Source organism: Yersinia sp. IP36721 (assembly GCF_003634395.1).
Taxonomy (GTDB): Bacteria; Pseudomonadota; Gammaproteobacteria; order Enterobacterales; family Enterobacteriaceae; genus Yersinia; species Yersinia entomophaga.
The window spans coordinates 1-25,091 of sequence record NZ_QCZL01000007.1 but is presented as its reverse complement, the minus strand read 5'-3'; the positions used below and the strand labels follow the sequence as shown (position 1 = coordinate 25,091).

Here is a 25,091-nt window from a genome sequence, read left to right as displayed (position 1 = left end):
GCTAATGGCTCTTCATTCCCGCAGCGGTCATCAGCATACGGAACAGCATGGAGACGGCCAGTAGGGCTAATACGCTGCCGCACCAAATCAACACCAGCCAGCCCAATTTTTTCCACCAAGGTGCCGGTGTTGACAGCCTTGTCGAAGCGGGAGCCGTTTTTTTAAACATAGGATTTCCTGTTGTTCAAATGAATCCGAACGGGCTGGGATCGCCAGCCCGGAGAAATCAGTGATAGCCCTGATCGTGATTGATTTTTCCCCGGAACACGTAGTAGCTCCAGAAGGTATAAACCAGAATGATCGGGATAATAAACAGCGCGCCGACCAGCATAAAGCCGAGGCTTTGCATGGGCGCAGCGGCGGCCCAGAAAGTAATGGATGGCGGAATCAGATAAGGCCAGACGCTGATGCCCAAACCGCTGTAGCCGAGGAATACCAGTAGCAGCGTCAGCAGGAAGGGCGCATAGTGGCCGCGATTTTTGACGCTGCGCAACAGCGCCCAGGTGGCGACCAACACCAGAATAGGCACCGGCAGGAACCAGTACAGATTAGGCAAACTAAACCAACGTTCGGCAATTTGCGGGTGCGCCAACGGCGTCCACAGGCTAATCGCGCCGATAACCAGCAGTAGGAGTAAGGTCAGCGGCGTAGCCAAGCGCAGCATGGTATCTTGTAAATGGCCTTCGGTTTTCATCACCAACCAGGTACAGCCCAACAGCGAGTAAGCCACGACCAGCCCCAAGCCGGAGAACAGAGCGAAAGGCGTCAACCAGTCGAAAGGACCGCCGGTATAGGCGCGGCCCGTGACTTCAAACCCGTTGATAAAGGCGCCCAGAACCACGCCTTGGGTAAAGGTAGCCAGCAATGATCCGCCAATAAACGCTTTATCCCAGATATGCTGTTTTTCCGGCGTAGCCTTAAAGCGAAATTCGAAGGCGACACCACGGAAAATCAGCCCTAATAGCATCAAGGTGAGAGGGATGGTTAGCGCGTCCAAAATCACCGCATAGGCCAAGGGGAATGCGCCAAACAGCGCCGCCCCGCCAAGAACCAGCCAGGTTTCGTTACCATCCCAAACTGGGGCTACGCTGTTCATCATCAAATCTCTATCACGGCTGTCTTTCACCAACGGGAAAAGCATGCCGATGCCTAGATCGAAACCATCCATCACCACATACATCATGGTGCTGAAAACAATAATAACGAACCAGATTAGTGGAAGATCCATACCCATAATTAGCTCCTGCGGTTTTCAGAATGGTTATTATCTAGGCTGTCACTGACGGCGGACAGCGGTCGTGCCGGAGTACGCTGTTGGCCTGGGCCGCCTTGTTCCGGTGAATCACCTTCGTGTTTGACCGGGCCTTTGCGAATCAGGCGCATCATGTAGGCGTAACCCACGCCAAACACCGAGCAATACACCAGCAGGAAGGCGAGTAGCGTGATGCTCATATGGATTTCGCCGTGGCCGGAAACCGCATCTTTAGTTCGCATCAACCCATAGACTACCCAAGGCTGGCGTCCCATTTCAGTGGTAAACCATCCGGCCAGCAAAGCGATCAAACCGGACGGTCCCATCCACAGGATAAAATTTAGGAAAGCTCGGTTTTGGTATAAACCGCCGCGCCAGCGTAACCACAGACTCCACACGCCAGCCACAATCATCAACATCCCCAATGCCACCATAATACGGAAGGCCCAGAACACCGCGGGTACGTTAGGGCGATCTTCTGGCGGGAAGGATTTCAGCGCGGGCACCTGTTTATCCAGGCTGTGAGTCAGAATCAGGCTACCCAAATAGGGGATTTCCAGAGCGAAATGGTTTTTTTCCTGCTCCATATCCGGCAGACCGAAAAGCACCAACGGCGTTGCCTCGCCGGGATGATTCTCCCAATGTCCTTCGATAGCGGCAATTTTAGCTGGCTGATATTTCAGCGTATTCAAGCCGTGTGCATCGCCAATCAGCGCCTGAATCGGCGCGACGATCAGCGCCATCCACATCGCCATTGACAGCATTTTACGCATGGCGGAAGTATCGCGACCACGGAGTAAATGCCAGGCGGCAGACGCCCCGACAAAGAAGGCGGAGGACAGGAAGGCGGCGGTAGACATGTGTGCCAATCGATAAGGGAATGACGGGTTAAAGATCACTTCAATCCAGTCCAGCGGTACCACCTGCCCGTTCACCACTTCAAAGCCTTGCGGCGTTTGCATCCAGCTATTGGAGGCTAAAATCCAGAAGGTGGACATCAGCGTGCCCAGCGCCACCATGCAGGTAGCAAAAAAGTGCAGGCCGGGGCCAACGCGATTCCAACCGAACAGCATCACACCAAGAAAACCGGCTTCGAGGAAGAAGGCGGTTAACACTTCATAAGTCAGCAAGGGGCCGGTGATACTGCCGGCAAATTCGGAGAAAAAGCTCCAATTGGTGCCGAACTGGTAGGCCATAACCAAACCGGACACCACGCCCATGCCGAAGTTAACCGCAAAGATTTTCGACCAGAAATGGTAAAGATCGCGGTAATCCTGATTTTTGGTTTTTAGCCACAGTCCTTCCAGCACCGCCAGAAAGCTGGCTAAACCGATAGTGATTGCCGGAAAAATAATGTGAAACGAAACGGTGAAAGCGAACTGAATGCGGGCCAGTTCTAGTGCAGTTAACCCAAACATAGGGACCCCTTATCAAACATGGTACTTCCTTTTATTTTTCATAGCGGTATATCGCAATAACGCGGCAGGTGATGGTTATCGCCGTGAAACAGATAGCGCCGAACCGGAAAACCCTGTCCCTGTGGGAGAATTATTCGAGGCAATTGCTGAGATCCTAAACCGGTCATGCGGCGGGTTCATCAATGCCCGAGGCGGTTTTTCGGGCTGGCGGGCTTGGCAGCAAGTTAACCACAGGTTAAAGTAGGTATAATAGTGACAGTTAACGCAATATTACCTATAACAGATGAATTATGACCCGATATGAGCAATTAGCCAGCCAGATTCGTACCCAAATTCAGTCAAAAGTATGGCAGGCCGGGGATAAACTGCCATCGCTACGAGAAAGTTGTAAGCAATCTGGGCTGAGTCTGATGACGGTGGTGCAGTCATACCAACTGCTGGAAAGTCAGGGCTGGATCGTGGCGCGGCCGCAGTCTGGTTACTATGTGGCATCTCGACCTACCCAACTACCGCAGCCGCAACGCGGTACCAAGCTGCATTTGTCCGAGCAGGTAGATATCAACGCCTTTATCTTTGATGTGCTACAGGCGGGGAAAGATTCGGCGATTATCCCATTTGGTTCTGCTTTCCCCGATCCCAGTTTGTTACTGCAACCGCGGTTATCCAAAGCGCTGGCCAGCGTAGCGCGGAAAATATCGCCACAAAGCTCGGTCACTAACCTGCCGCCGGGTAACGAGAGCCTGCGAAGGAATATTGCCCAACGCTACGCCGCCAGCGGTATGAATGTTTCGCCGGAAGAAATTGTGATTACCGCGGGCGCAATGGAGTCTCTGAGCCTGAGTTTGCAGGCGGTGACGGAGCCGGGAGACTGGGTCGTGATTGAATCGCCGGCATTTTATGGCGCATTACAGGCCATCGAGCGTTTGCGATTAAAAGCCATTGCCATTACCACTCATCCGCAGTTGGGTATCGATCTGGATTCTTTGGAGCAGGTTATCGGCCAATATCCGATTAAAGCTTGCTGGCTGATGACTCATTTCCAGAATCCGCTGGGTTCCACCATGCCGTGGAGCCATAAACAGCGGTTGGTCAACCTGTTACAGCAGAATAATATCTCGCTAATAGAAGATGACGTGTATGGCGAGCTGTATTTTGGTGCGGAACGACCACTGCCCGCCAAGGCGTTGGATCAGCATCGTCAAATTTTGCACTGTTCCTCCTTTTCCAAATGTCTGGCACCCGGTTTTCGCGTCGGGTGGGTGGCTGCGGGGGCTCACGCTCAGCGTATTCAGCATTTACAACTGATGAGTACCGTATCTGCCAGTGTGCCCACTCAACTGGCTATTGCCGATTATCTCACTCAAGGTGGGTACGATACGCATCTGCGCCGCCTGCGGCGGGTGATGGAACAGCGATTGAACACCATGCATCAGGCGGTTGCAGAAGCTTTCCCGCAAAACGTGAAAATCAGTCATCCCGGCGGTGGTTTCTTTTTATGGGTAGAAATGGAACCGCCGTTTAATACCAATGAACTTTATCTACGCGCGTTAGAGCAGGGGATCAGCATTGCGCCAGGGAGGATGTTCACTACCGGGAAGCAGTTTGATCACTGTTTCCGCCTCAATGCCTCCTTCCCATGGAGCAGCCACTGCGAGCAGGCTATTAAAACCCTCGGCCAACTGGTTTATCAGCTCAGTGCGCGTCGTTAGAGAGGGATATTCACAGCGCGAACACGCTTAACTCTTTTCCAACCAAATCGCGGGTGAGAATAATGCTCACCCATCGACCTGCTACCAGACACAAATTCGACAGAACAAACGCACTAAATTGACGCATTCACCGCCCATATATAGGGCGTTAGCATACACGCCTGTTATTATTGTGTTGCATAAATGTGATCGTGTAGAGCAAAAATAGAACTTCACATTATTTGAATAATGTTTCGCCTAGCCCCCGGTAATTACGCCATTCCTTGATAAATTAATGCACGATAAATTGCATCTTTTGCATAATTATGCATTTTAAACTCTTGTTTTTACGAAAAAAATACATTTTATTCACATATTGGGCTTGCTAGCATAAAAGCTGCTCTACACTTTATATCAAGTGAATCTGTTTCATTCTGAATAGTTAACAGGATATACGAAAGGCGACTCAATCGACTTCGGTAGTCGCCATTTCGCGACATAACATGTTACCTCCGCCGTACTCACTCCATCAATGTGAGGCGACGGCGGCAAAAGAGAGTGCCATTGGCTCGCCAGTAAGCATTCACACCCCAAACTCATGCTGAGAAAGAGGTTTATATGGAACAGCCAATCCCGGTCACCCGCCAATCATTTGATGAATGGCTAGTGCCAACCTATGCGCCGGCTGACTTTATTCCGGTTCGTGGCGAAGGCGCGACCCTGTGGGATCAAGAAGGAAAATCTTACATCGATTTTGCCGGTGGTATTGCGGTCAATGCCTTGGGACACGGACATCCGGCGCTTAAAGCTGCCTTGCATGAACAGGCGGAAAAACTGTGGCATTTGGGCAATGGTTATACCAATGAACCGGTGCTGCGGTTAGCCAAGCAACTGATTGACGCGACTTTTGCTGAAAAGGTTTTTTTCTGTAACTCCGGTGCGGAGGCCAACGAAGCGGCGCTGAAGCTGGCGCGTAAGTATGCGTTAGATACCTACGCCAACCTGCCGGGGCAAGTGGGCGAGAAAAATCAGATCGTGGCTTTCCGCAACGCGTTTCATGGCCGCACGCTATTCACCGTTTCTGCTGGTGGACAGCCAAAATATTCGCAGGATTTTGCTCCGCTGCCAGGCGGTATCAGTCATGGCATTTTTAACGATCTGGCCTCGGCGGAAGCGTTGATCAATCAGCAAACCTGCGCGGTGATTGTCGAGCCGATTCAGGGGGAAGGTGGCGTGGTTCCGGCGGACGCCGAATTCCTGCGCGGACTGCGTGCTTTATGCGATCGCCATAACGCTTTGCTGATTTTTGATGAAGTTCAAACCGGCGTCGGCCGTACCGGCGAACTCTATGCCTATATGCATTACGGCGTAACGCCGGACGTATTAACCAGTGCCAAAGCCTTGGGGGGCGGCTTCCCAATTGCTGCCATGCTGACCACCAACCGTTTTGCCGGTGCGCTCAACGTTGGTAGCCACGGAACCACTTACGGCGGCAACCCGCTGGCCTGCGCCGTGGCGGGAACCGTACTGCGGTTGATCAACACACCCGAAGTGCTATCCGGCGTGAAGCAGCGTCATCAGTGGTTCCAGCAGGGATTGGCAAACATTAACGCCCGTTATCCCGTGTTCTCCGAGATCCGCGGTAGCGGTTTACTGATTGGCTGCGTGTTAAAACGCGAATATGCCGGTCAATCCAAAGCCATTATTCAGGCCGCGGCCAAACACGGGCTGATTTCGCTGATTGCCGGGCCGGACGTGGTGCGGTTTGCTCCTTCTCTCATCATTTCTCAATCAGACGTCGAAGAGGGACTGGCACGTCTTGCCCGTGGGATTGCGCAGGTTTGCCAGTAGGATTAACGCCGTAAAAAAGGACCTTGATTATGATGATTATTCGCCCGGTAGAACGTCGGGATCTGGCCGATATCCTGGAACTGGCTGGAAAAACTGGCGTCGGCATGACTTCTCTGCCACAAAATGAGCAACATCTCGCAGCACGCATTGAACGGGCGTTAAACACCTGGCAAGGAACTTTGGCTCCGGGCGAACAGGGGTACCTGTTCGTTTTGGAAGACACTGAGCGTCAAAAGGTGGTGGGCGTCAGCGCGATTGAGGTTGCCGTTGGCATGAACGATCCTTGGTACAACTTTCGCGTGGGGACGCTGGTACATGCGTCGAAAACCCTCAATGTCTACAAGTCGGTGCCGACGCTCTTTTTGAGCAACGACCACACGGGCTACAGCGAACTGTGTACTTTATTTCTCGATCCTGAATATCGCCAGGGAAAAAATGGTCCTTTCCTTTCTAAAGTGCGCTTTCTGTTTATTGCCGCTTTCCGCCAGTTATTCTCGCGCAAGCTGATCGCGGAAATGCGTGGTTTTACCGATGAACAGGGGCGCTCCCCGTTTTGGGAAAACGTCGGACGCCATTTCTTTTCTATTGAATTTGCCAAAGCGGATTATCTGAGCGGCACTGGTCAGAAAGCCTTTATTGCGGAATTGATGCCGAAACATCCGCTTTACGTAGATTTTCTGGCGGCCGAAGCACAGGCGGTTATTGGCCAGGTACATCCTCATACTGCGCCAGCGCGAGCGGTGTTGGAAACCGAAGGCCTGCAATACCAAGGGTATGTGGACATTTTTGACGGTGGTCCAACGCTGGAAGCCAATACGGATGAAATCCGTGCAGTGCGCCAAAGTACCAAACGGCAGGTTTCTATTGATGATGTCATTCTAGACGGCAGCGGCACCGCTTATCTGGTAGCGAATGATGATTATCATCACTTTCGTGCGCTGTTGATTCACACCGATTTGACTGACGAGGTTCTGCACCTCAACGCTGAAAGTGCGGCCGCGCTTGGCGTGGAACAGGGCGGAACGGTTCGTCTGGTCAGCTTATTTTCCCCGGAGACACGAAAATGACCCATGCTGCACTTTTTATTCAAGGGGAATGGCACACCGGCAAGGGTGAGCCTTTCGCAAAACACGATCCGATGGATCAGCAATTATTGTGGCAAGCCCGTGCAGCCGATGAGCAGGATGTTGCCAAAGCTTGTCAGGCGGCGCGAGCGGCTTTCCCGATTTGGGCGAAAACGTCGTTAGCGCAGCGAGTGGAAATTATTCAGCGTTTTGCCGTACTGCTGGAACAGCATAAACAGCAACTGGCACGCACCATCAGTCTGGAAACCAGTAAACCTCATTGGGAAACGCTGACAGAAATTCAGGCCATGATTGGCAAGGTGAATATTTCACTGCAAGCTCATCAAGTTCGTACCGGCACCAGCGAATCGCCAATGGCCGACGCGCGCTCCGTGGTGCGCCATCGACCTCACGGTGTACTGGCAGTGTTTGGCCCGTACAATTTTCCCGGCCACTTACCCAATGGGCATATAGTCCCGGCATTGTTGGCAGGTAATACGCTGGTGTTTAAACCTAGCGAACTGACACCGAAAACTGCGGAAGAAACTGTCAAACTTTGGCAACAGGCTGGAATTCCGCCGGGCGTACTGAATCTGGTTCAGGGCGGACGGGATACCGGCATCGCGCTAGCCGGACAGAATGATATCGATGGCGTGCTGTTTACCGGCAGCGCCGCTACCGGCTATCAGTTGCATCGTCAACTGGCTGGACAGCCGGAGAAAATGCTGGCGTTGGAGATGGGCGGTAACAATGCGCTGATTGTCGAACAAATTGATGACCGAGATGCGGCGGTGAATTTGGCAATCCAGTCTGGGTTTATTTCTGCCGGTCAGCGCTGTACCTGCTCGCGGCGGATTTTGGTAAAACGCGGCGCAGAAGGCGATGCTTTCTTGCAACGTTTTATCGCCGTGGCGCAGTCGCTGCGGATTGGCCGTTGGGATCAGCAGCCGCAGCCGTTTATGGGCGCGGTGATCTCCCCTCAGGCGGCGGAGCGTATGATGGATGCGCAGGAAACTCTGATCAAACTGGGCGGGAAAGCCTTGCTGACTATGACCAGACCAGACGCGCAGGGCGCGGTGCTGACACCGGGAATTATTGATATCACCGGCGTGAATGACGTGCCGGATGAGGAATATTTTGGCCCTTTGGTCTGCATTATTCGTTATGACAATTTCGATCGGGCGTTAGAGATTGCCAATCAGACCCGTTTCGGTCTGGCCGTTGGGCTGGTTTCTCCAAATCGTCGCCAGTTTGAGCAACTGCTGCAGGAAGCGCGGGCCGGTATCGTCAACTGGAATAAACCGTTGACCGGCGCCTCCAGCGCTGCGCCGTTCGGTGGTGTGGGCGCATCGGGTAATCATCGCCCCAGTGCGTTTTACGCTGCGGATTACTGCGCCTGGCCGATGGCATCGCTGGAAAGCGAGAGCCTGACGTTGCCAGCGACTTTATCACCGGGCATCTCGTTTGATGTGACCGATCCTCTATAAGCCGCGGCGGAGAAGCCCTATGGCAGGATATGAATTAAATCTCGATGGATTGGTCGGGCTAACTCATCACTATGCTGGATTATCTTTCGGCAATGAAGCCTCGACTCAGCATAAAAATAGCCTGTCCAATCCGAAGCTGGCGGCTAAACAAGGCTTGTTGAAAATGAAAACGCTGGCGGATCTGGGTTACCCGCAGGGCGTGATGCCGCCGCAGGAACGGCCATTCTTACCCGCTTTACGGCAGCTAGGGTTCAGCGGTTCTGATGGGCAGGTTTTGAGTCAGGTAGTGCGGGAAGCGCCCAGACTCTTGTCTGCGGTAAGTTCGGCTTCTTCTATGTGGACTGCCAATGCTGCAACTGTCTCCCCATCGGCGGATAGCGCCGACGGTCGGGTGCATTTTACCGCCGCCAATTTGAACAATAAATTCCATCGGGCAATCGAGGCGGAAACAACGAGCGCGCTATTGCAGCGTATTTTCAATCATCATCGTCACTTTGTTCATCATCAGGCGCTGCCGGGAGGGGAACTGTTTGGTGATGAAGGCGCTGCCAACCATAACCGCCTCGGCGGTGATTACGATCGGCCAGGGGTGCAAGTGTTCGTCTACGGTAGGCGGGGTATGACGACCGGTTCTGCCCCGAGTCGTTATCCGGCGCGACAAACGCTTGAAGCCAGTCAGGCCGTGGCGCGATTGCATCAGCTGGATCCCGGTCGCACATTTTTCCTTCAGCAAAATCCAGAGGTTATCGATCGCGGTGTCTTTCATAACGATGTCATCGCGGTCAGCAATCAACAGGTTCTTTTTTACCATCAACAGGCTTTTATGGCGGGGGACAGTGCTCTGGAACCATTGCGCCGCCAAATGGGCGAAATGGAGTATCAGCTAGACGCCATACAAGTGCCGACGGAGCGAGTTTCGGTGGCTGATGCGGTCTCTACCTACCTGTTTAACAGTCAGTTACTGCGTAAGAACAACGGAAAAATGCTTCTGGTGATTCCGCAGGAGTCGCGGGATCACGCGGGTGTCTGGCGCTATTTATCCGAGTTAGTGGCGAGCGGCGGGGCGATTGACGAAATCAAGGTTTTCGATCTGCGGGAAAGTATGCGCAACGGCGGCGGCCCGGCCTGTCTGCGGCTGCGGGTCGCGCTGAACGAAACTGAACTTAAGGCGGTGAATCCTCGCGTAATGATGACCCCCGCTCTTTTTGCCACGCTCAATGATTGGGTCGATCGTCATTATCGCGATCGATTGCAGCTCAGTGATTTGGCCGATCCGCAATTACTACAGGAAGGGCATCAGGCGCTGGACGAATTGACGCGGATTCTGGATTTGGGATCGGTGTACCACTTTCAGCAAAACTCATTTCATGGATGATAAGGAGTCTTCATGTTGGATTTGTTAACTCTGACTTTATCTGCGCGTCAACCGGTGAACGATCAGGGGAGAACGGCACAGTTTCGCTGGCATTGGCTGGGAGAAGGCATGCTGGAACTGTGCCCGTTAGGCGAATATCAACAGGCGGTAGTGCTGTCTGCCGGTATTCACGGTAATGAAACTGCGCCGATCGAGCTGCTAAATCAATTGGTTGGCGATTTGTTTCTTGGACGCCTCCAGTTAAATGTTCGCTTGCTGATTTTATTGGGAAATCCTGCGGCGATTCGCGTCGCAAAGCGTTATCTCGAACATGATATCAATCGGATGTTTGGCGGCCGCCATCAGGACTTTCCTGAATCTATCGAAAGAGAGCGAGCTCAGATAGTGGAACAGGCCGTTTCCCAATTTTTTAGCACTGAAAAGGTGCATCAGCGGCTGCATTATGATTTACACACGGCAATTCGTGGTTCCTATCATACTCGTTTCGGCTTACTGCCTTATCAGGGGCGTCCGTATTCATCAGAGTTATATCGCTGGCTACAGCATATCGAACTGGATGCCTTAGTCATGCATACCTCTGCAGGGGGAACCTTTTCCAATTACACCAGTGAATACTGGGAGGCAGACAGTTGTACGCTAGAGCTGGGGAAAGCGTTACCGTTTGGACAGAACGACTTGGCTCAATTCGCTGGAATCAATCGAGGATTGCAGGGGCTGGTTAGCGGCGCACCTTTGCCGGAAAGAGCGCCGGATGCGCCGATGTTGTTGTATCGCGTGGTGAAATCTTTGATCAAAACCGATGCAAACTTCTGTTTGCACGTGGCCGACGAAACCCTCAATTTTGCGCGTTTTGCCTACGGGCGATTGTTAATGGAGCAGTCCAGTGGAAATTACCGGGTCGAACATCCTTACGAATGGCTATTGTTTCCCAATCCGCACGTTGCCCAAGGACTGCGCGCGGGCCTGATGCTGGTGCGCATGGACGAAACGGAGCTACCGCAACGCTAACAGCATATGAATTTAAGGAATATAAGAAATATAAGAAATATAAGGAAAGGAGAGCTGTGTGTCAGGTGGCAATGAATACCGATTGCCACCTGACATACAGAGTGTATTAATGAAATTAGTTAATGCATTAAATGTTAAAATTAATCACGCAGGTTAATATCACTTTCGGACAGGCAGGTTCAGCACTCTGTAATAGTAATGTCATAATAATACCTGCTAGATTAAATCCAGTGTTTAATACTGCTTAAATTCTCATTATTAGCATAATCATCACATCAAATAATGCATGAGTGGCACGTTGTTATTGATGATTTTATTAACTGCTTAATTAACCATGCGATTTATAAAGTTATTATTTCTCTCAATTAACGCTTTCCTATTGGGATTGGCTTTAGGTGAATCATTCATTTATTTTTGCATTGCTTCAAAGAACAGAAATAATTTTGCTGATCTGAATGTTTACAATAGCAGGGCGCAATAGCCTCAAATTTTTCATCATGTTGACTATGCCGCATAAAAAAGAAACAAAAAGAAACACTTGTGCACTATTTTGGTGCGGTCGCACTCTTTTGGATATCCGTGTTTGCATTAAATTCATTAATAATCAGTGTATTATAAAAGTTCCTCAAAACACATTTTGTTACAATTAATAAACTGTTTATGACGATATTTCTGCAATTTTTCCATTTTATCTTTTTTCGCTTAATGCTAATGTCTCTTGGCTTTACATTTATTTGTCACTATAAAAAATTAAAACTTAACCACTAGGCCGCTCAAATATATTTGATGGCGATGAGTTAAATTTATATAAAATTCAAGGAAAATAATGATGAAACGCAGTGTTCTGGCCCTGGCCGTCTCCTTAAGCTTGATCCCATCGCTGTCTAACGCAGCTGAAATCTATAATAAAGATGGTAATAAACTTGACCTGTATGGTCGTGTGGCTGCGAAACATCTGTTCAGCAAAGATAAAGGAAGCGACGGTGACTTCACTTACGTCCGTTTAGGTTTTAAAGGCGAAACTCAAATTAATAGCCAACTGACCGGTTACGGTCAGTGGGAATATAACATTCAGGCTAACAACGCTGAATCTCAAGGTGATAAAGGCAATAAAACCCGTCTGGGCTTTGCCGGTCTGAAATTTGCTGAATTCGGTTCATTCGATTACGGTCGTAACTACGGCGTAGTGTATGACACGCTGGCGTATACCGATATGCTCCCTGAGTTCGGCGGTGATTCCATGTCCTTCACCGACAACAACATGACAGGCCGTTCTACCGGTTTAGCCACTTACCGTAACAGCAATTTCTTCGGTCTGGTTGAAGGCTTGAACGTTGCCGTTCAGTACCAAGGTAAAAATGACGAAACGCTGGTTGGCGCGAACAATGGCCGTGCAATTCAGAAAGCTAACGGCGACGGTTTTGGTCTGTCCGTTGACTATCAGGATATCGGTGGTTCAGGTATCGGCGCTGCGGCATCTTACTCTTCTTCCAACCGTACTTTAGGTCAAAAAACTCTGGCTAACAGCGCAACCGGTGATAAAGCTCAGGCATGGGCAACCGCGTTGAAATACGATGCTAACAAGGTTTACATCGCTGCGATGTACGGTGAAACTCGTAATATGACGCCATACGGCAGCGTGATCGCAACCAAAACCCAAAACGTGGAATTGGTAGCACAGTATCAGTTCGAAAACGGCATCCGTCCTTCTTTGGGTTACGTACAGTCTAAAGGCAAGGATCTGGTTGGCGTTGCTGGCGGCGATGCGGATCTGTTGAAATATGTTGATATCGGTGTGACTTACTACATCAACAAAAACCTGTACACCTACGTTGACTACCAAATCAACCAGCTGAACGATGACAACAAACTGGGTCTGGGCACCGACGACGTAGTCGCGGCAGCGTTGGTTTACCGTTTCTAAGTTGTCAAAGCAGTCATTATTACCCTTTTCTGTGTCGGAAATTGGTGAAAGTTAAGAAGCGGGGGCAACTCCGCTTTTTTATTGAAAGATAAAAAAGCCACCTTTGATGGGGTGGCTTTTTTTTTTGTTTAGCGCTCGAAGAAATGTTTAGTGACTACCGCTTTCCTGCTGGCGCCCCCACAGAATCATGCTGCCTACCAGTTGTTTCAGTAATCCCTGTAATGCCTCGGCTTTACCTACGTTGAATTCATAAGGCTCGGTTTCGGACATGTAATTGAGTTGAGCCAGTTCCAACTGCACTGCGTGTTGTTGCAACTGCGGTTGACCATAGGCTCGGGTGATATATCCACCTTTAAATCTGCCATCCAATATATGCGTGAAAGTCGTTTGCTGCCGACAGCAGGCAATCAAACGTTCGCTTAAACTGCTGGCGCAGCTCTGACCGTCGTTGGTTCCCCAGTTCAGATCAGGTAGCTGGCCTTCAAACAGGCGAGGAATAACCGAAGCAATAGAATGTGCGTCTAACAGCAGAGCATAGCCAAACCGAGCTTTTAGTCGATCCAGCTCTTGCTGTAACTGCTGGTGATAAGGCTGCCAAATAGCTTCAAGATAGCCTTGGCGTTCGCTGTCTGAGGGTATTTGTTCCGGTTCAAAACAAGGGCGGCCATCGAACAAGGTCTCGGGAAACAGACCGGTAGTTGCCGTGGTATACAGTGGTTGATCGTCGGATGGACGGTTGAGATCTATCACCAGCCGTGAATAATTGCCAGCCAACAGACTGGCACCCATATCTTTAGCAAATGAATAAAGACGTGGAATATGCCAGTCAGTATCAGATAGCGGGCGAGCCGCATCGCTAAGCCCGGCCTCAACCGCTGGCGTCAGGCGAGTTCCCGCATGGGGAATACTGATTAATAAAGGTAATTCACCGGCGTGAAAGCTGATGGGATCGGCGATGATCATGGGCGAACCTCTCCTCGATAGACCACGGTGGCAGGGAGCTGTCCGCCCAGCCAGTAAGATAATTCGGCTGGACGAGATAACGGCCAGTGTACCCAGTTGGCGAGTTTGCCGACTTCCAGAGTTCCCTGTGTTTCCTGAACGCCCAGCGCCTGCGCGCCGTGGCAGGTCACGCCAGCCAGCGCTTCTTCCGGCGTCATGCGAAATAACGTACAGGCCATGTTTAACATCAGGCGTAATGACAGCGCCGGAGAGGTGCCGGGGTTAGCGTCGCTGGCTAACGCCATAGGCACGCGATAGTGACGGAAAAGCGCTACCGGAGGACACTGGGTTTCTCGCAGCATGTAATAGGCTCCGGGCAGCAACACCGCGACAGTGCCCGATGCGGCCATTGCCTGTGCGTCTTGCTCGGTGGCGTATTCCAGATGATCGGCAGACAGAGCGTGATGCCGCGCTGCCAGCGTGCTGCCACCTAATGAGGAAAGCTGCTCCGCATGGAGTTTGATCGGTAAACCCGCCGTTTTTGCCGCATGGAAAACTCGCTCTACCTGAGTGGGTGAAAACGCTAAATGTTCGCAAAAAGCATCAACCGCGTCGGCCAGCCCGGCTTCGGCAACCTGCGGAATAATGGTATTACACACCAGATCGATATAATCGTCGGCTCGATTAGCATATTCCGGCGGCAGAGCGTGGGCAGCCAGACAGGTGGTTTTTACCTCGACCGGCAGCATTTCGCCAAGCCGGCGAGCGACCCGCAGCATTTTCAGCTCGCTTTGCAAACTCAGACCGTAGCCGGATTTGATTTCCAGACAGGTAACGCCTTCGGCCAGCAGCGGTTTAATGCGAAACAACGCCTGTTCCAGCAGTTCATCTTCGCTGGTTTGTCGCGTTGCATTTACCGTGGAAATAATCCCACCGCCTTGAGCGGCGATCTCGGCATAACTCACGCCGTTTAAGCGTTGTTCGAATTCGCTGCTGCGGTCGCCGCCAAAAACCAGATGTGTATGGCAATCAATTAAGCCGGGAGTAATGATTCCGCCGGGAAAAGTCATTTCCCGCGAGGCTCTCACGGCAGGCAAAGCGGCGCGCGTGCCAATCCAGATAATTTTCCCATCATGAACGGCAATCACACCGTCGCTAATAGTGTGATAGTGGCCGCCGCGCATAGTGACGATATCGGCTCCAGACCACAAGCTGTCGCAGTAAATTACAGACGCCATCTTTATCCTCCGCCCCGCGGGGCGATACAGTTGTATATACAATCAAAGACAACCTAGCCTATAAATCCAAGGTCAGCAACCGGCAACATGCAGCAATTTGCGCTATCACACCTTTAATTTGTTATCAGGATGTTAGGGTTCCCTGTGGTGTAAAACGACCAAATAGTTGATAGCGGGAACCGGGGTACAGCAGTTGAGCGGAAGTGACTACGGCTTTGCCGAACCAGGTACGACGGCGAATCAATAAACATGGCTCATTTTCATTTAACGCCAGTAACTTACGTTCTACCGGCCCCGGCATGACGGCCTCGACAATATGCTCGCCTTCGGTCAATGGCGCGGCCTGCGTCAGATAGCTGTAGGGTGTGATGCGGCTAAAATCTTGCTGCATATAATCGGGAGCGGTCAGCGGGTTGACGCAGCGATTTTCTACCTGCACCGGAATATCGTTCTCAAAGTGAACAATCTGGGAGTAGAACAGCTGCTGTCCGGCCAGAATGCCCAAGGCGATTGCTTCTTCCTCCGTAGCGGGACGAGCTTCCAGCAGTAGAATTTTGCTGCTGTGGCGATGCCCGCGCGCGGCAATTTCATCAGCAATATTGTGTACGGCCAGCAATGCACTGTGTGCCTTGGCTTCGGCCACGAAGGTGCCCACGCCTTGCATTCGAACCAGAAAACCCTCACTGGTGAGTTCCCGTAACGCGCGGTTGATGGTCATGCGGCTAACGCCTAATTCCGCCACTAATTCACTTTCTGAGGGAACGCGCTGATGGGGTTGCCAAGCGCCAGAACGGATTTGCCGAATGATGGCCTGTTTAACCCTCAGATAAATAGGGGCAGGAGCGTCATCCATAACGCTGGTGAGTTGTAATAGGCACTGTTGTTCAGCCACGGCGTTAACCTCGTCAAAGAAATAATAATAAGATAAGTCTACGGTTGAATTTAGCGTATGTATATGTATATACAAGTAAGCGAATTAATTTATTGACGCGACTGTGTCTCGGCGCGTTTGAGTGTCATCACAACCTTGGGATTCACTATGCCTGCATATTTTGCCAAACGCGCTTTTTTACCCGACGGATGGGCCACGGATGTTCGTTTGGAGGTCGACGCACAGGGGCATATTTCGCAAATTATCACCGGTGGACGCGACGCTGGCTGCCTGCTGCTAGGCGGGCCAATCCTGCCCGGTATGCCTAATCTTCATTCCCACGCTTTTCAGCGCATGATGTCGGGGCTGGCTGAAATTGCCGGAGATCCGCAGGATAGCTTCTGGACATGGCGCGATTTAATGTACCGATTAGTCCAGCGTCTGACCCCTGAGCAGGTCGGTATTATTGCCCGTCAGCTGTACATTGAGATGCTGAAGGGCGGTTACACTCAGGTGGCTGAGTTCCATTATTTGCACCATGCCCCGGATGGTAAACCTTACGCAGATAGCGGGGAAATGACCGGGCAACTCAGTCAGGCTGCGGAACAAGCCGGGATTGGCATGACGCTGTTACCTGTGTTGTATCGCTACGCCGGATTTGGCGGGCAGCCCGCGCAGCCCGGTCAAAGGCGCTTTATTCAGGATGTAGAGAGTTATTTGCAGCAACAGCAGAAAATTGCCCAACAGATACGGCATCAACCACTACAAAATCAAGGGTTATGTTTTCATTCGCTGCGAGCGGTAGAGTTGGAGCAAATGCAGCAAATACTGGCCGTGTCGGATAAACAGTTGCCGGTGCATATTCATATCGCTGAGCAGCAAAAAGAGGTGAATGACTGTCTGGCATGGAGCGGTCAACGACCCGTGGCTTGGTTATATAATCATTTACCGGTAGATAGCCGCTGGTGTCTGGTGCATGCCACTCATCTGGATAATGACGAATTATCCGCGCTGGCTGCCAGTCATGCAGTAGCGGGGCTTTGCCCAACCACAGAGGCCAATCTGGGCGACGGTATTTTCCCGGGGGTTGAATACATTCAACATCATGGGCGCTGGGGAATTGGTTCCGATAGTCACGTTTCACTCAATGTGGTGGAAGAACTGCGCTGGCTGGAATATGGGCAGCGGCTACGAGATCAGCGGCGTAATCGCTTGACCAGCCCTGAGCAACCGGCGGTGGCTGATTTGCTGTATAGCCAGGCGTTATCCGGCGGTGCGCAGGCCTGCGGTACCCAAATTGGAGCATTGGCGGTCGGCTATCGAGCCGATTGGTTGGTGTTGGACGGTGACGATCCTTACATTGCCGGCACACCTTCATCGTCGTTACTGAATCGCTGGCTTTTTGCCGGTGATAAATCGCAGATCCGCGATGTGTACGTAGGTGGTAAGCCGGTGATTATTGGCGGTTTCCATCCGTTACAGCAGCTGAGCGCTCAGGCATTTTTGGCGGTGCTGAAAGACTGCCTGCGGGAGGCTTCTTAATGAGTCTGACATTTTTTGATTATGCCAGTTTACCCGTGAGTCGCTGGCGCAATGGCGGGGGAGAAACCCGTGAAATTGCCTGCTGGCCGGTAGGTGGCGAGGATTTTGGCTGGCGAGCCAGCATTGCGACCATTGAACAAAACGGGCCGTTCTCCACCTTTCCTGAGGTTGAACGTTCGATAACCTTATTGGCGGGTGACGGAGTCAGGTTATTTAGCGCAGAGGGTCATATTGATCACGAACTCGCTCAATCTTTACAGCCATTCTCGTTCCCGGGGGATATTGCGCTGGAGGCGACATTGCTCGGAGGTAACAGTCAGGATTTTAATATCATGACGCGAAGAGGCTGCTGGCGCGCGGATGTCTGCATCATTTCTGGTGCGCAGCCATTGCCCGTCAGTCGTGCCGGTGTGGTGTATGTGGTTCGCGGTGATTGGCAGATTCAACACGAGGAAAGCCGCCGGTTATCTCATCAACAGGGTTGTTGGTGGACGCCAATGATTAGAGGGGGACAATTGCGTCCCCTGGTCGCGAATAGCCAGCTAATTTGGGTTGATTTATTATCCGCAGTTTAGTTTGATAATCAACGGGTATGTTTTTTGAATGATATTTACACGCACCAATAAAGGGGGGGCTCCCTTTGTTGGGCAATGATGATTTATGTTATTAACATGAAGAGCTTTAATATTTCATGTGTTTATCGGTATCTAATAATATAAAGAAATTCCGATGACGTTTTTCATTGTGCATTTTTATATCTACATTTTTTAATCTTCGATGGTGTCATTTAATGTCTGTTTAGTAGGGGAGTTTTCATTTTGATTGATGAAATTGACAGCTATTTACTCGCGGCTTAATAAGATTAATAACGGGCGATGTGTTCGCCATATTAGCTCACTAGCGAGTGTTAGTGTTTTAGGTGTTTGCTTTTTTTATTATTTAATATCTTTCAGTGGGATAGCGGAGTCGGTTTGTTAACTGTAATTGATTCTCTATCAGGCGTTCCCTGATGTCAGTGACGACTTTTCCCGACGGTTAAATAGATATAAATACCTAGTTATTAATAATGAATTATTTATGGATAATGTTTTTTATTAGAATTACCATCCTTTTATTTTTATGGCTAAGAAATGGTTAACGTCCAGTACATGATAATTAATATTTGTTTTTTTATGTTCAGGTGATATGTTGATATGTAACGCTTCAATTGTTTGTTGGGTCATGATGAGATTTTCTTGAAGTTTACTTTCGTTTTTTTGTTTGTCGAAAATCTCTAAAACTATTGTGAAGTATAATCAGCATTTTAATTTTTTGTAATAAGTCCATCCGTGTAATGGCGCACCAGGGGAGTCGCTTTAGATATGTTTTTTTAACTATTAACTTTTCCTATTATTGCTATTGCACTTACGGATATTCATCTTGTGATTTCAAATCATCACCACATGGTTGGGGGAATATACCAGACGCTTACCGTTTATGCGGTGTCATTTTAGCTGTCCAGCACTGAGGGAAAATTGATTTATCTGGCGTAACTAGGGGCGTCGTTAACGGAGAGGGCGCAATGAACCAATCGGGATGATACAAATATTCGCCCAGTTAATGAATGAACAATAAAGGATTTTTAATCAGAGGGAATCATATGGCATCAGATGACACTGCGGCGGTATTGCTTTCTCGGTTGCGAGCTGCGGGGCTCGTGCTGTGGGAGGAAGATGGAGAGTTGCACTATCGGGCACCTGAAGGTTCACTGACGCCAGCGGATTTGAAATCGTTACGAGCAGCCAAGCTATTGTTATTAAACCAGTTGTTGGCAGAACGGGATAAATTCATTCTGCTTGAAAATACCGCTGAGCGTTACCAGCCTTTTCCTCTGACAGATGTGCAGGCCAATTATCTTTTAGGGCGTGAAAATGTTTATGGCTACGGCGGCATTGGGTGCCACGTCTATCTGGAGGTCACCTATCCAGATTTAGTTGCTACAAGAACGGAAAACGTTTGGAATCAGCTCATTGCGCGGCATGATATGCTGCGAGTCGTGATGGAAGCCAGCGACAGTCAGCGGATTTTATCTAAGGTTCCCTTTTTTACCATTCCCTGTGGGGATATGAGGAACCTTACGAGCGCGCAAGCGCAAACCGCGTTGGATCGAATACGAGCTGAACTCAGCCACAAGAAATACGATCCGCAACAGTGGCCACTGTTTGAAATAAGAATCAGCCGAACTGCTGAATACAGCGTATTACATTTGTCGGTGGATTTATTAATGGCCGATTGGTCCAGTATTTGCCTTCTTTTAGCTGAATTTGAAGGACTGTATGCCCAACCTGACAAAGCCTTAGATCCGATAGATGTCACTTTCCGGGATTATTTACTAGCAGAGCGGAAGTTGCGCGGTAGCCCAACGTACAGTCGCGATCGGCAATATTGGTTGCAAAGCTTGGCTAATTTCCCCTCTGCCCCTGAGTTGCCGCGCGCCGAACATCTTCCTCAACCTGAGAATGCCCGTTTTCGGCGGCGTCATCTGAGGCTTGATAATGAGGACTGGCTGGATTTAAAGCAGCATGCAACGGCACACGGGTTAAGTCCTACCTCCATTATATTAACCGCTTTCTCTGCGGTTATTGCGCGTTGGAGTCTGAACAAAAAGTTTTGCCTGAGCTTAACGGTGCTAAATCGTTTGGCTGCCTATCCGCAAATAGAGCAGGTCGTTGGAAATTTTACATCCGTCAGTCTATTTCCCGTTGACTGGCAGTCAGATAGTTCTTTTGCGCAACAGGCCGCCGCTATCAGCGCACAGCTTTTTGCTAATCTGGATCATCGTCTATTTTCAGGCATTGAGGTGTTGCGGGAGTTGGTTAGGCAGAAAGGGCGAGGGGCCGCGCTCATGCCGGTTGTATTCACCAGCGCAATTGGGCTAAGGGATTATAACTCTTTGCTGAGTAGCGATGGTCGTTTGGATGGGCGCGGTATCACGCAGGCACCTCAGGTATTTATTGATTGCCAAGCGGCAGATGACGCGCACGGATTACAGATTAACTGGGATATCCGTGAGGGAATATTTCCTATGGGAATGGCGGATGACATGTTTGACGTCTTCACCGAGTTGTTGCTTGGGCTCGTTGATTCCGTTGGTCTCTGGCGGCAAAAATATCAGCTACCGCTTCCGGCATGGCAGCGAAAAGAACGGCAAAAAGCCAACAGTACCATGATGAAAATCACCTCGAAGCTGTTGCATCAGGCCATATTTCAGCAGGCTGAACGAACGCCGGGAGCCGCAGCTGTTATCGATTCACAACAATCAGTTAGCTATGGCGAATTGGCTGAACGAGCCAGGGCGGTGGCGAATCGTTTGCAACTGTTAGGATGTCGTAGCGGTGAATGCGTTGCGGTGGTGATGAATAAAGGTGCGGAACAGATATCGGCGTTATTAGGCATTTTTTCCGTGGGTGCTGTTTATGTCCCAATTGATGTAGGGCAACCGGAAGTACGCCGTTTTTTCATCCTTAAAGATGCCGGATGCAGGCTGGTATTGACCACGTCAGAGATGACCATGCGTTGGCCTGCAGAATTGAAACGGGTAGATATTGATCGTCTTAAATCTCAGTGTCATGACATCATGGTTCCGACAATAACGTCAGAATCGCCAGCTTATGTCATTTATACATCAGGCTCCTCGGGGCAACCCAAGGGCGTAACGGTATCTCATCGTTCCGCGCTAAATACCATATTGGATATTAACCGCAAGTTTAAAGTTTCCTCTCAGGATCGAGTGTTGGGCTTGGCTCATTTGGATTTTGACCTCTCGATTTATGATGCACTCGGCCTGCTTTCTGTTGGAGGCTCCTTGGTTTATCCGCGATCTCATCGTGCATCCGCATCTGACCCGGCTCATTGGGTTGAATTAATGCTCAAACATAGCATCACGCTATGGAATACGGTTCCAGCAATGATCCAAATGCTGGAGACTTATTTAACCAGTATGCCACCGATTCGTATGCCAGCTTGGCGTTTGGCATTAGTATCCGGCGACTGGGTGCGGCCTGGTTTACCTGACGCCCTAAAGGCTCGGTTCCCACAGCTTCAACTGGTTGTATTGGGTGGGGCGACGGAAGCCGCGATTTGGTCAAACTATCATTGTTATCAAGGCGCTCAACCGGGGTGGCGCAGTATTCCGTACGGTTTTCCTTTAGCCAATCAGAGATTGCACGTTCTGGATGAGAACACGCATGATTGCCCGGTTTGGAGTAAAGGTGAGATTTATATCGGTGGTGACGGGGTAGCGATAGGCTATATAGGGGATGAATTCACAACATCCCAGCGCTTTATAACCCATAAGGAAACACATTCTCGGTTGTTTCGCAGTGGCGACTTTGGGCGCTATCTTCCAGGAGGCGAAATTGAGTTTCTGGGGCGTGAAGACTGCCAAACCAAAATCAACGGACAACGCATTGAGCTGGGTGAAATTGAATCGGTACTGTGTCAGCATCCAGGCGTAGCCGCCGCTGGGGTGGCGATCAGCGAGTTTGAAGGTCATATTTCACTCTTTGCCGCAGTAGAAACACGCCAATCCACCGTTCAGCCTGATCCGATACCAATACACTTTAACCTTGAGCGACGAAATAGGTTGGAGTACCGCACTAAACATATCTTATATGAATACACCGCTTCTCAAGTTGTTGCTGCGTTAGAGTCACTCAACGAGGCTATGTTGGACTCAATGCGTTCGGCTCTATTACAGTTAGGGCTATTTGCGCTAAATGACAGGGAAAAGACAGAACAATGGATAGGTGATAGTGCGATCTCCCCCGATTTCTATTGGCTCATAGAACGATGGTTTGCGGTGCTATTAACTGAAAAATGGTTACTAAAAAACTCTGATGGTTCCGTCATGCTGGCTAACCGAATAAATCAAAATGAGGGGCATCATCGCTGGCGAAAAGCTGAATGTTTATGGAATAACGTTCTGGCCAACTCGGAGTTTCTTGGCTATCTGAAACGTTGTGCTGACAGCTTACCGGCGCTATTGAAGGGGACGCTGGATGCCAAAAACCTGTTGCTACCACAGGGCAATATGGCTGTCGTTCAGGCATTGTATTGCGAAAATATGATGGCGCAGTATCTCAATGATACGGTGCGTGATCTAATCGGCAATATTGCGTCAGATCGTTTATCTAATCGACGTTTACGAATACTTGAGGTCGGCGCAGGAAGTGGTTCGATGACTCAGGCAGTATTATCGATTTTTCGTAACTATTCCGTTGATTATCTGTTCACCGACATATCCACCTTTTTCCTTTCGGAAGCACGCGCAAATTTCGGTAGTTTTCCCGATATCTCATTCACCCGATTCGATATTGAACAGGATTACCGCAGTCAGGGGCTACAGCCAAATGGGTTTGACATTGTGCTAGTCGATGGCGTGCTGGGAAACATCAGTCATCTGGAGGAGGCCTTATGCCAATTGATTGAGCTGGCAGCGCCGGGCGCCTGGCTAATCCTGGCTGAATCCACGCAGGAACATCCGTGGATACTGGCTTCACAGGCTTTTATGATGAAGAGCAAAACGGGGTTATCACGTTCTCAGGCCGCTTATTTAAACCGAAACGACTGGCTGACCCGGCTTGCTAACTATACCGACGGAGAAGTTATTTGCTTACCCGAATCGTCGCATCCGCTGTTTTCTTTGGGGCAGCATATATTTGCCGCGCGGTTAAAAACTCAGCGTGCTTTTCTTACAGTGACTCAGATCGGTGCCTTTCTTCGGATGCGGCTTCCTGATTATATGATTCCGGAGCAGTGGCAAATAGTGGATAAATTACCAGTAACCGCCAACAGTAAGCTGGATCGCAAACAATTACGTCGGTGGCAAATGGCTGCGTGGCAACATTATCAACGCCAGCCAACGACATCGGGTAATGCGAATCTATTAAATAACAAGCTGGCTGAAATGTGGAGAAATGCGTTAGGGGTGACGCAACTGACACAATCGCAGAATCTGTATGAAATGGGGGCCGATTCTCTGATTATGGCGCGGATGGCCAGGAGAATGCGTGAACAGCTAAAAGGAGCGCCATATGGTGTTGACGAGATCCCTTTTGATGCATTGTTATATCTAATGCTAAATCAACCAACCATTGAAGCACTGGCAGAATTTATTTGGCATTACCCCAAAATGTCGGCAATGAATATTGGCCATCAGCACACTGCTATTGGCGGAGAAAATACTAAACCCTTTCGAAGTAACGGCATATTTTATCACTATGGAGGAGGTAATACCGATGTTACCCGCATAGTCTTTCACGCGGGTTTAGGTTCAATGGACAGCTTCCAACCGTTATTGACGGAAATGGCTGAGCAATCTGTGGGGGCGGTGATCGGTATTAGCGTCGCTGACGATAAGAAATATTGTGCTCTAGATACAGAAAGGTTGGTTGAACGAATTGCGGATGATTATGCCACCTTCTTACTTGCTGCCGGATATCAACAGCTCCAACTTTTAGGGTACTGTCTGGGAGGGCTTTATGCCGTTGAAGTTGCCCGACGTTTAAAAGACCGTGGCGTTAACATCCTGGACTTGGTGTTAGTCAGCAGTCATCCGGTGCGCTTTGAAGTCCACGATGAATTGATGATCGAAATGTTGTTTCTGCCCAATCTGAGTATCTCAATAGAGCAGTTAGAATTAGGTGCCATAAATAGCAGCCTATTGGTTCAGGGTTTTATGCAGGTTATTGAAGCTAATAATGGGGTCATCCCCATGGATTCGTTAGGTACGATAGGTAACGGGGGAAACTTGGATCAGGTAGGCGAACTGTTTAGAACGTTGAACACCCAAACTCGCCGTCAACGATTTGAATGTTATGTTGCTGCTAAGGCACGTCACATTGGGCAAACTATGCCGGTGGAGAAGGCTATGGAGCTTTTTACCGTCTTTCGCCAAAGCTTTCTCTCTGGGCGCTTCACGCCCACACCTTATTTGGGTGATATTCGTTTTTTGCTACCTCAGCAAGGTTATGATTTCGCGCCAGGAATTGATAGTCAGACATTAGCGTTTTGGCGTGAGATCTGTTTAGGGACAATGAAAGTAACTCATATTGAAGGAAATCATTTCAGCTGTATTGCCGCAGAAAATGTGGCGTCATTGGCCCGTTTAATTGCTTTACCATTTCAGAAGTAAATGAGGGGCATATTAGGAAACGGGGTAGCGTGAGTGTAGGAATTCATCAGGCCGGGCGGATGAATATACAAGTAGGTAAATATAAAACAAATCATATTCCTACGCGATCACTGATAGCTCAGAAGATGGTAGTCGATGCGGTAATTTTTATGTATCAGCGATAACTGATTTAGAGCTATTTGAATAGACCCCAGTTTCCTAGACGGTAGCGTGCCTCATGAACCAGGCACTTTCATAAACTGCAGGGGGTTGATCTT

The 25,091-nt window shown here is 49.9% G+C and carries 16 protein-coding genes; 10 read left to right on the top strand and 6 right to left on the bottom strand.

Annotated elements, in window-relative coordinates:
- Nucleotide 1 precedes the first annotated feature (1 nt).
- From DBA33_RS08220 to DBA33_RS08210, 3 genes are read right to left on the bottom strand one after another with little or no spacing between them, the layout of a single operon-like run.
- Nucleotides 2-169, bottom strand: coding sequence for a DUF2474 domain-containing protein (locus tag DBA33_RS08220; RefSeq protein ID WP_064513359.1), 168 nt, complete (start codon nt 167-169; stop codon nt 2-4).
- 57 nt (nt 170-226) lie between these two features.
- Entirely contained in the window at nt 227-1,234 is a 1,008-nt protein-coding gene (gene cydB / locus DBA33_RS08215) for a cytochrome d ubiquinol oxidase subunit II (protein ID WP_120806186.1), read from the bottom strand.
- Nucleotides 1,235-1,236: 2 nt separating this feature from the next.
- The gene (locus DBA33_RS08210; RefSeq protein WP_120806185.1) at nt 1,237-2,670 is read right to left on the bottom strand and encodes a cytochrome ubiquinol oxidase subunit I; all 1,434 of its coding nucleotides are present in this window, start codon (nt 2,668-2,670) and stop codon (nt 1,237-1,239) included.
- A 290-nt stretch (nt 2,671-2,960) separates the two neighbouring features.
- Between DBA33_RS08210 and DBA33_RS08205 the strand changes: the two genes are divergently transcribed.
- From DBA33_RS08205 to DBA33_RS08175, 7 genes are all read left to right on the top strand, one after another.
- Entirely contained in the window at nt 2,961-4,379 is a 1,419-nt protein-coding gene (locus DBA33_RS08205; protein ID WP_120806183.1) for a PLP-dependent aminotransferase family protein, read from the top strand.
- A 597-nt stretch (nt 4,380-4,976) separates the two neighbouring features.
- Nucleotides 4,977-6,209 carry an aspartate aminotransferase family protein gene (locus tag DBA33_RS08200; RefSeq protein ID WP_064513367.1) on the top strand — a complete coding sequence of 411 codons (1,233 nt, stop codon included), beginning with the start codon at nt 4,977-4,979 and terminating at the stop codon, nt 6,207-6,209.
- Nucleotides 6,210-6,238: 29 nt separating this feature from the next.
- Entirely contained in the window at nt 6,239-7,276 is a 1,038-nt protein-coding gene (astA, locus tag DBA33_RS08195; RefSeq protein ID WP_064513369.1) for an arginine N-succinyltransferase, read from the top strand.
- Nucleotides 7,273-8,760: a succinylglutamate-semialdehyde dehydrogenase gene (gene astD / locus DBA33_RS08190; RefSeq protein WP_064513372.1), complete on the top strand. Its 1,488-nt coding sequence runs from the start codon at nt 7,273-7,275 to the stop codon at nt 8,758-8,760. The genes astA and astD overlap by 4 nt, the downstream gene beginning before the upstream one ends.
- Before the next feature lie 19 nt (nt 8,761-8,779).
- Nucleotides 8,780-10,135 carry an N-succinylarginine dihydrolase gene (astB, locus tag DBA33_RS08185; RefSeq protein WP_064513373.1) on the top strand — a complete coding sequence of 452 codons (1,356 nt, stop codon included), beginning with the start codon at nt 8,780-8,782 and terminating at the stop codon, nt 10,133-10,135.
- 12 nt (nt 10,136-10,147) lie between these two features.
- Nucleotides 10,148-11,143 carry a succinylglutamate desuccinylase gene (gene astE / locus DBA33_RS08180; RefSeq protein WP_064513375.1) on the top strand — a complete coding sequence of 332 codons (996 nt, stop codon included), beginning with the start codon at nt 10,148-10,150 and terminating at the stop codon, nt 11,141-11,143.
- An 826-nt stretch (nt 11,144-11,969) separates the two neighbouring features.
- On the top strand, nt 11,970-13,067 hold the full coding sequence (locus DBA33_RS08175) for a porin (RefSeq protein ID WP_064513377.1): 1,098 nt from the start codon (nt 11,970-11,972) through the stop codon (nt 13,065-13,067).
- Nucleotides 13,068-13,214: 147 nt separating this feature from the next.
- Here the strand turns inward: DBA33_RS08175 and hutG are convergent, their stop codons facing one another.
- The 3 genes from hutG to hutC form a co-directional block, all read right to left on the bottom strand.
- On the bottom strand, nt 13,215-14,030 hold the full coding sequence (hutG, locus tag DBA33_RS08170) for an N-formylglutamate deformylase (RefSeq protein WP_120806181.1): 816 nt from the start codon (nt 14,028-14,030) through the stop codon (nt 13,215-13,217).
- A complete protein-coding gene (gene hutI / locus DBA33_RS08165; protein ID WP_120806180.1) occupies nt 14,027-15,247 on the bottom strand; it encodes an imidazolonepropionase in 1,221 nt (406 codons plus the stop codon). Before hutI ends, hutG begins: the two co-directional genes overlap by 4 nt.
- 124 nt (nt 15,248-15,371) lie before the next feature.
- Entirely contained in the window at nt 15,372-16,139 is a 768-nt protein-coding gene (gene hutC, locus DBA33_RS08160) for a histidine utilization repressor (RefSeq protein ID WP_064513382.1), read from the bottom strand.
- A gap of 147 nt (nt 16,140-16,286) precedes the next feature.
- On the opposite strand from hutC, the gene DBA33_RS08155 reads away from it, so the two are divergent.
- From DBA33_RS08155 to DBA33_RS08145, 3 genes are all read left to right on the top strand, one after another.
- Nucleotides 16,287-17,660, top strand: coding sequence for a formimidoylglutamate deiminase (locus DBA33_RS08155; protein WP_120806178.1), 1,374 nt, complete (start codon nt 16,287-16,289; stop codon nt 17,658-17,660).
- Nucleotides 17,660-18,235 (top strand): HutD family protein, encoded by a 576-nt coding sequence (locus DBA33_RS08150; RefSeq protein ID WP_064513386.1) that lies wholly within the window; start codon nt 17,660-17,662, stop codon nt 18,233-18,235. The genes DBA33_RS08155 and DBA33_RS08150 overlap by 1 nt, the downstream gene beginning before the upstream one ends.
- Before the next feature lie 1,064 nt (nt 18,236-19,299).
- Complete coding sequence (locus DBA33_RS08145; RefSeq protein WP_162975184.1) at nt 19,300-24,834, top strand: non-ribosomal peptide synthetase; 5,535 nt, start codon at nt 19,300-19,302, stop codon at nt 24,832-24,834.
- The last annotated feature ends 257 nt before the right edge of the window (nt 24,835-25,091 follow it).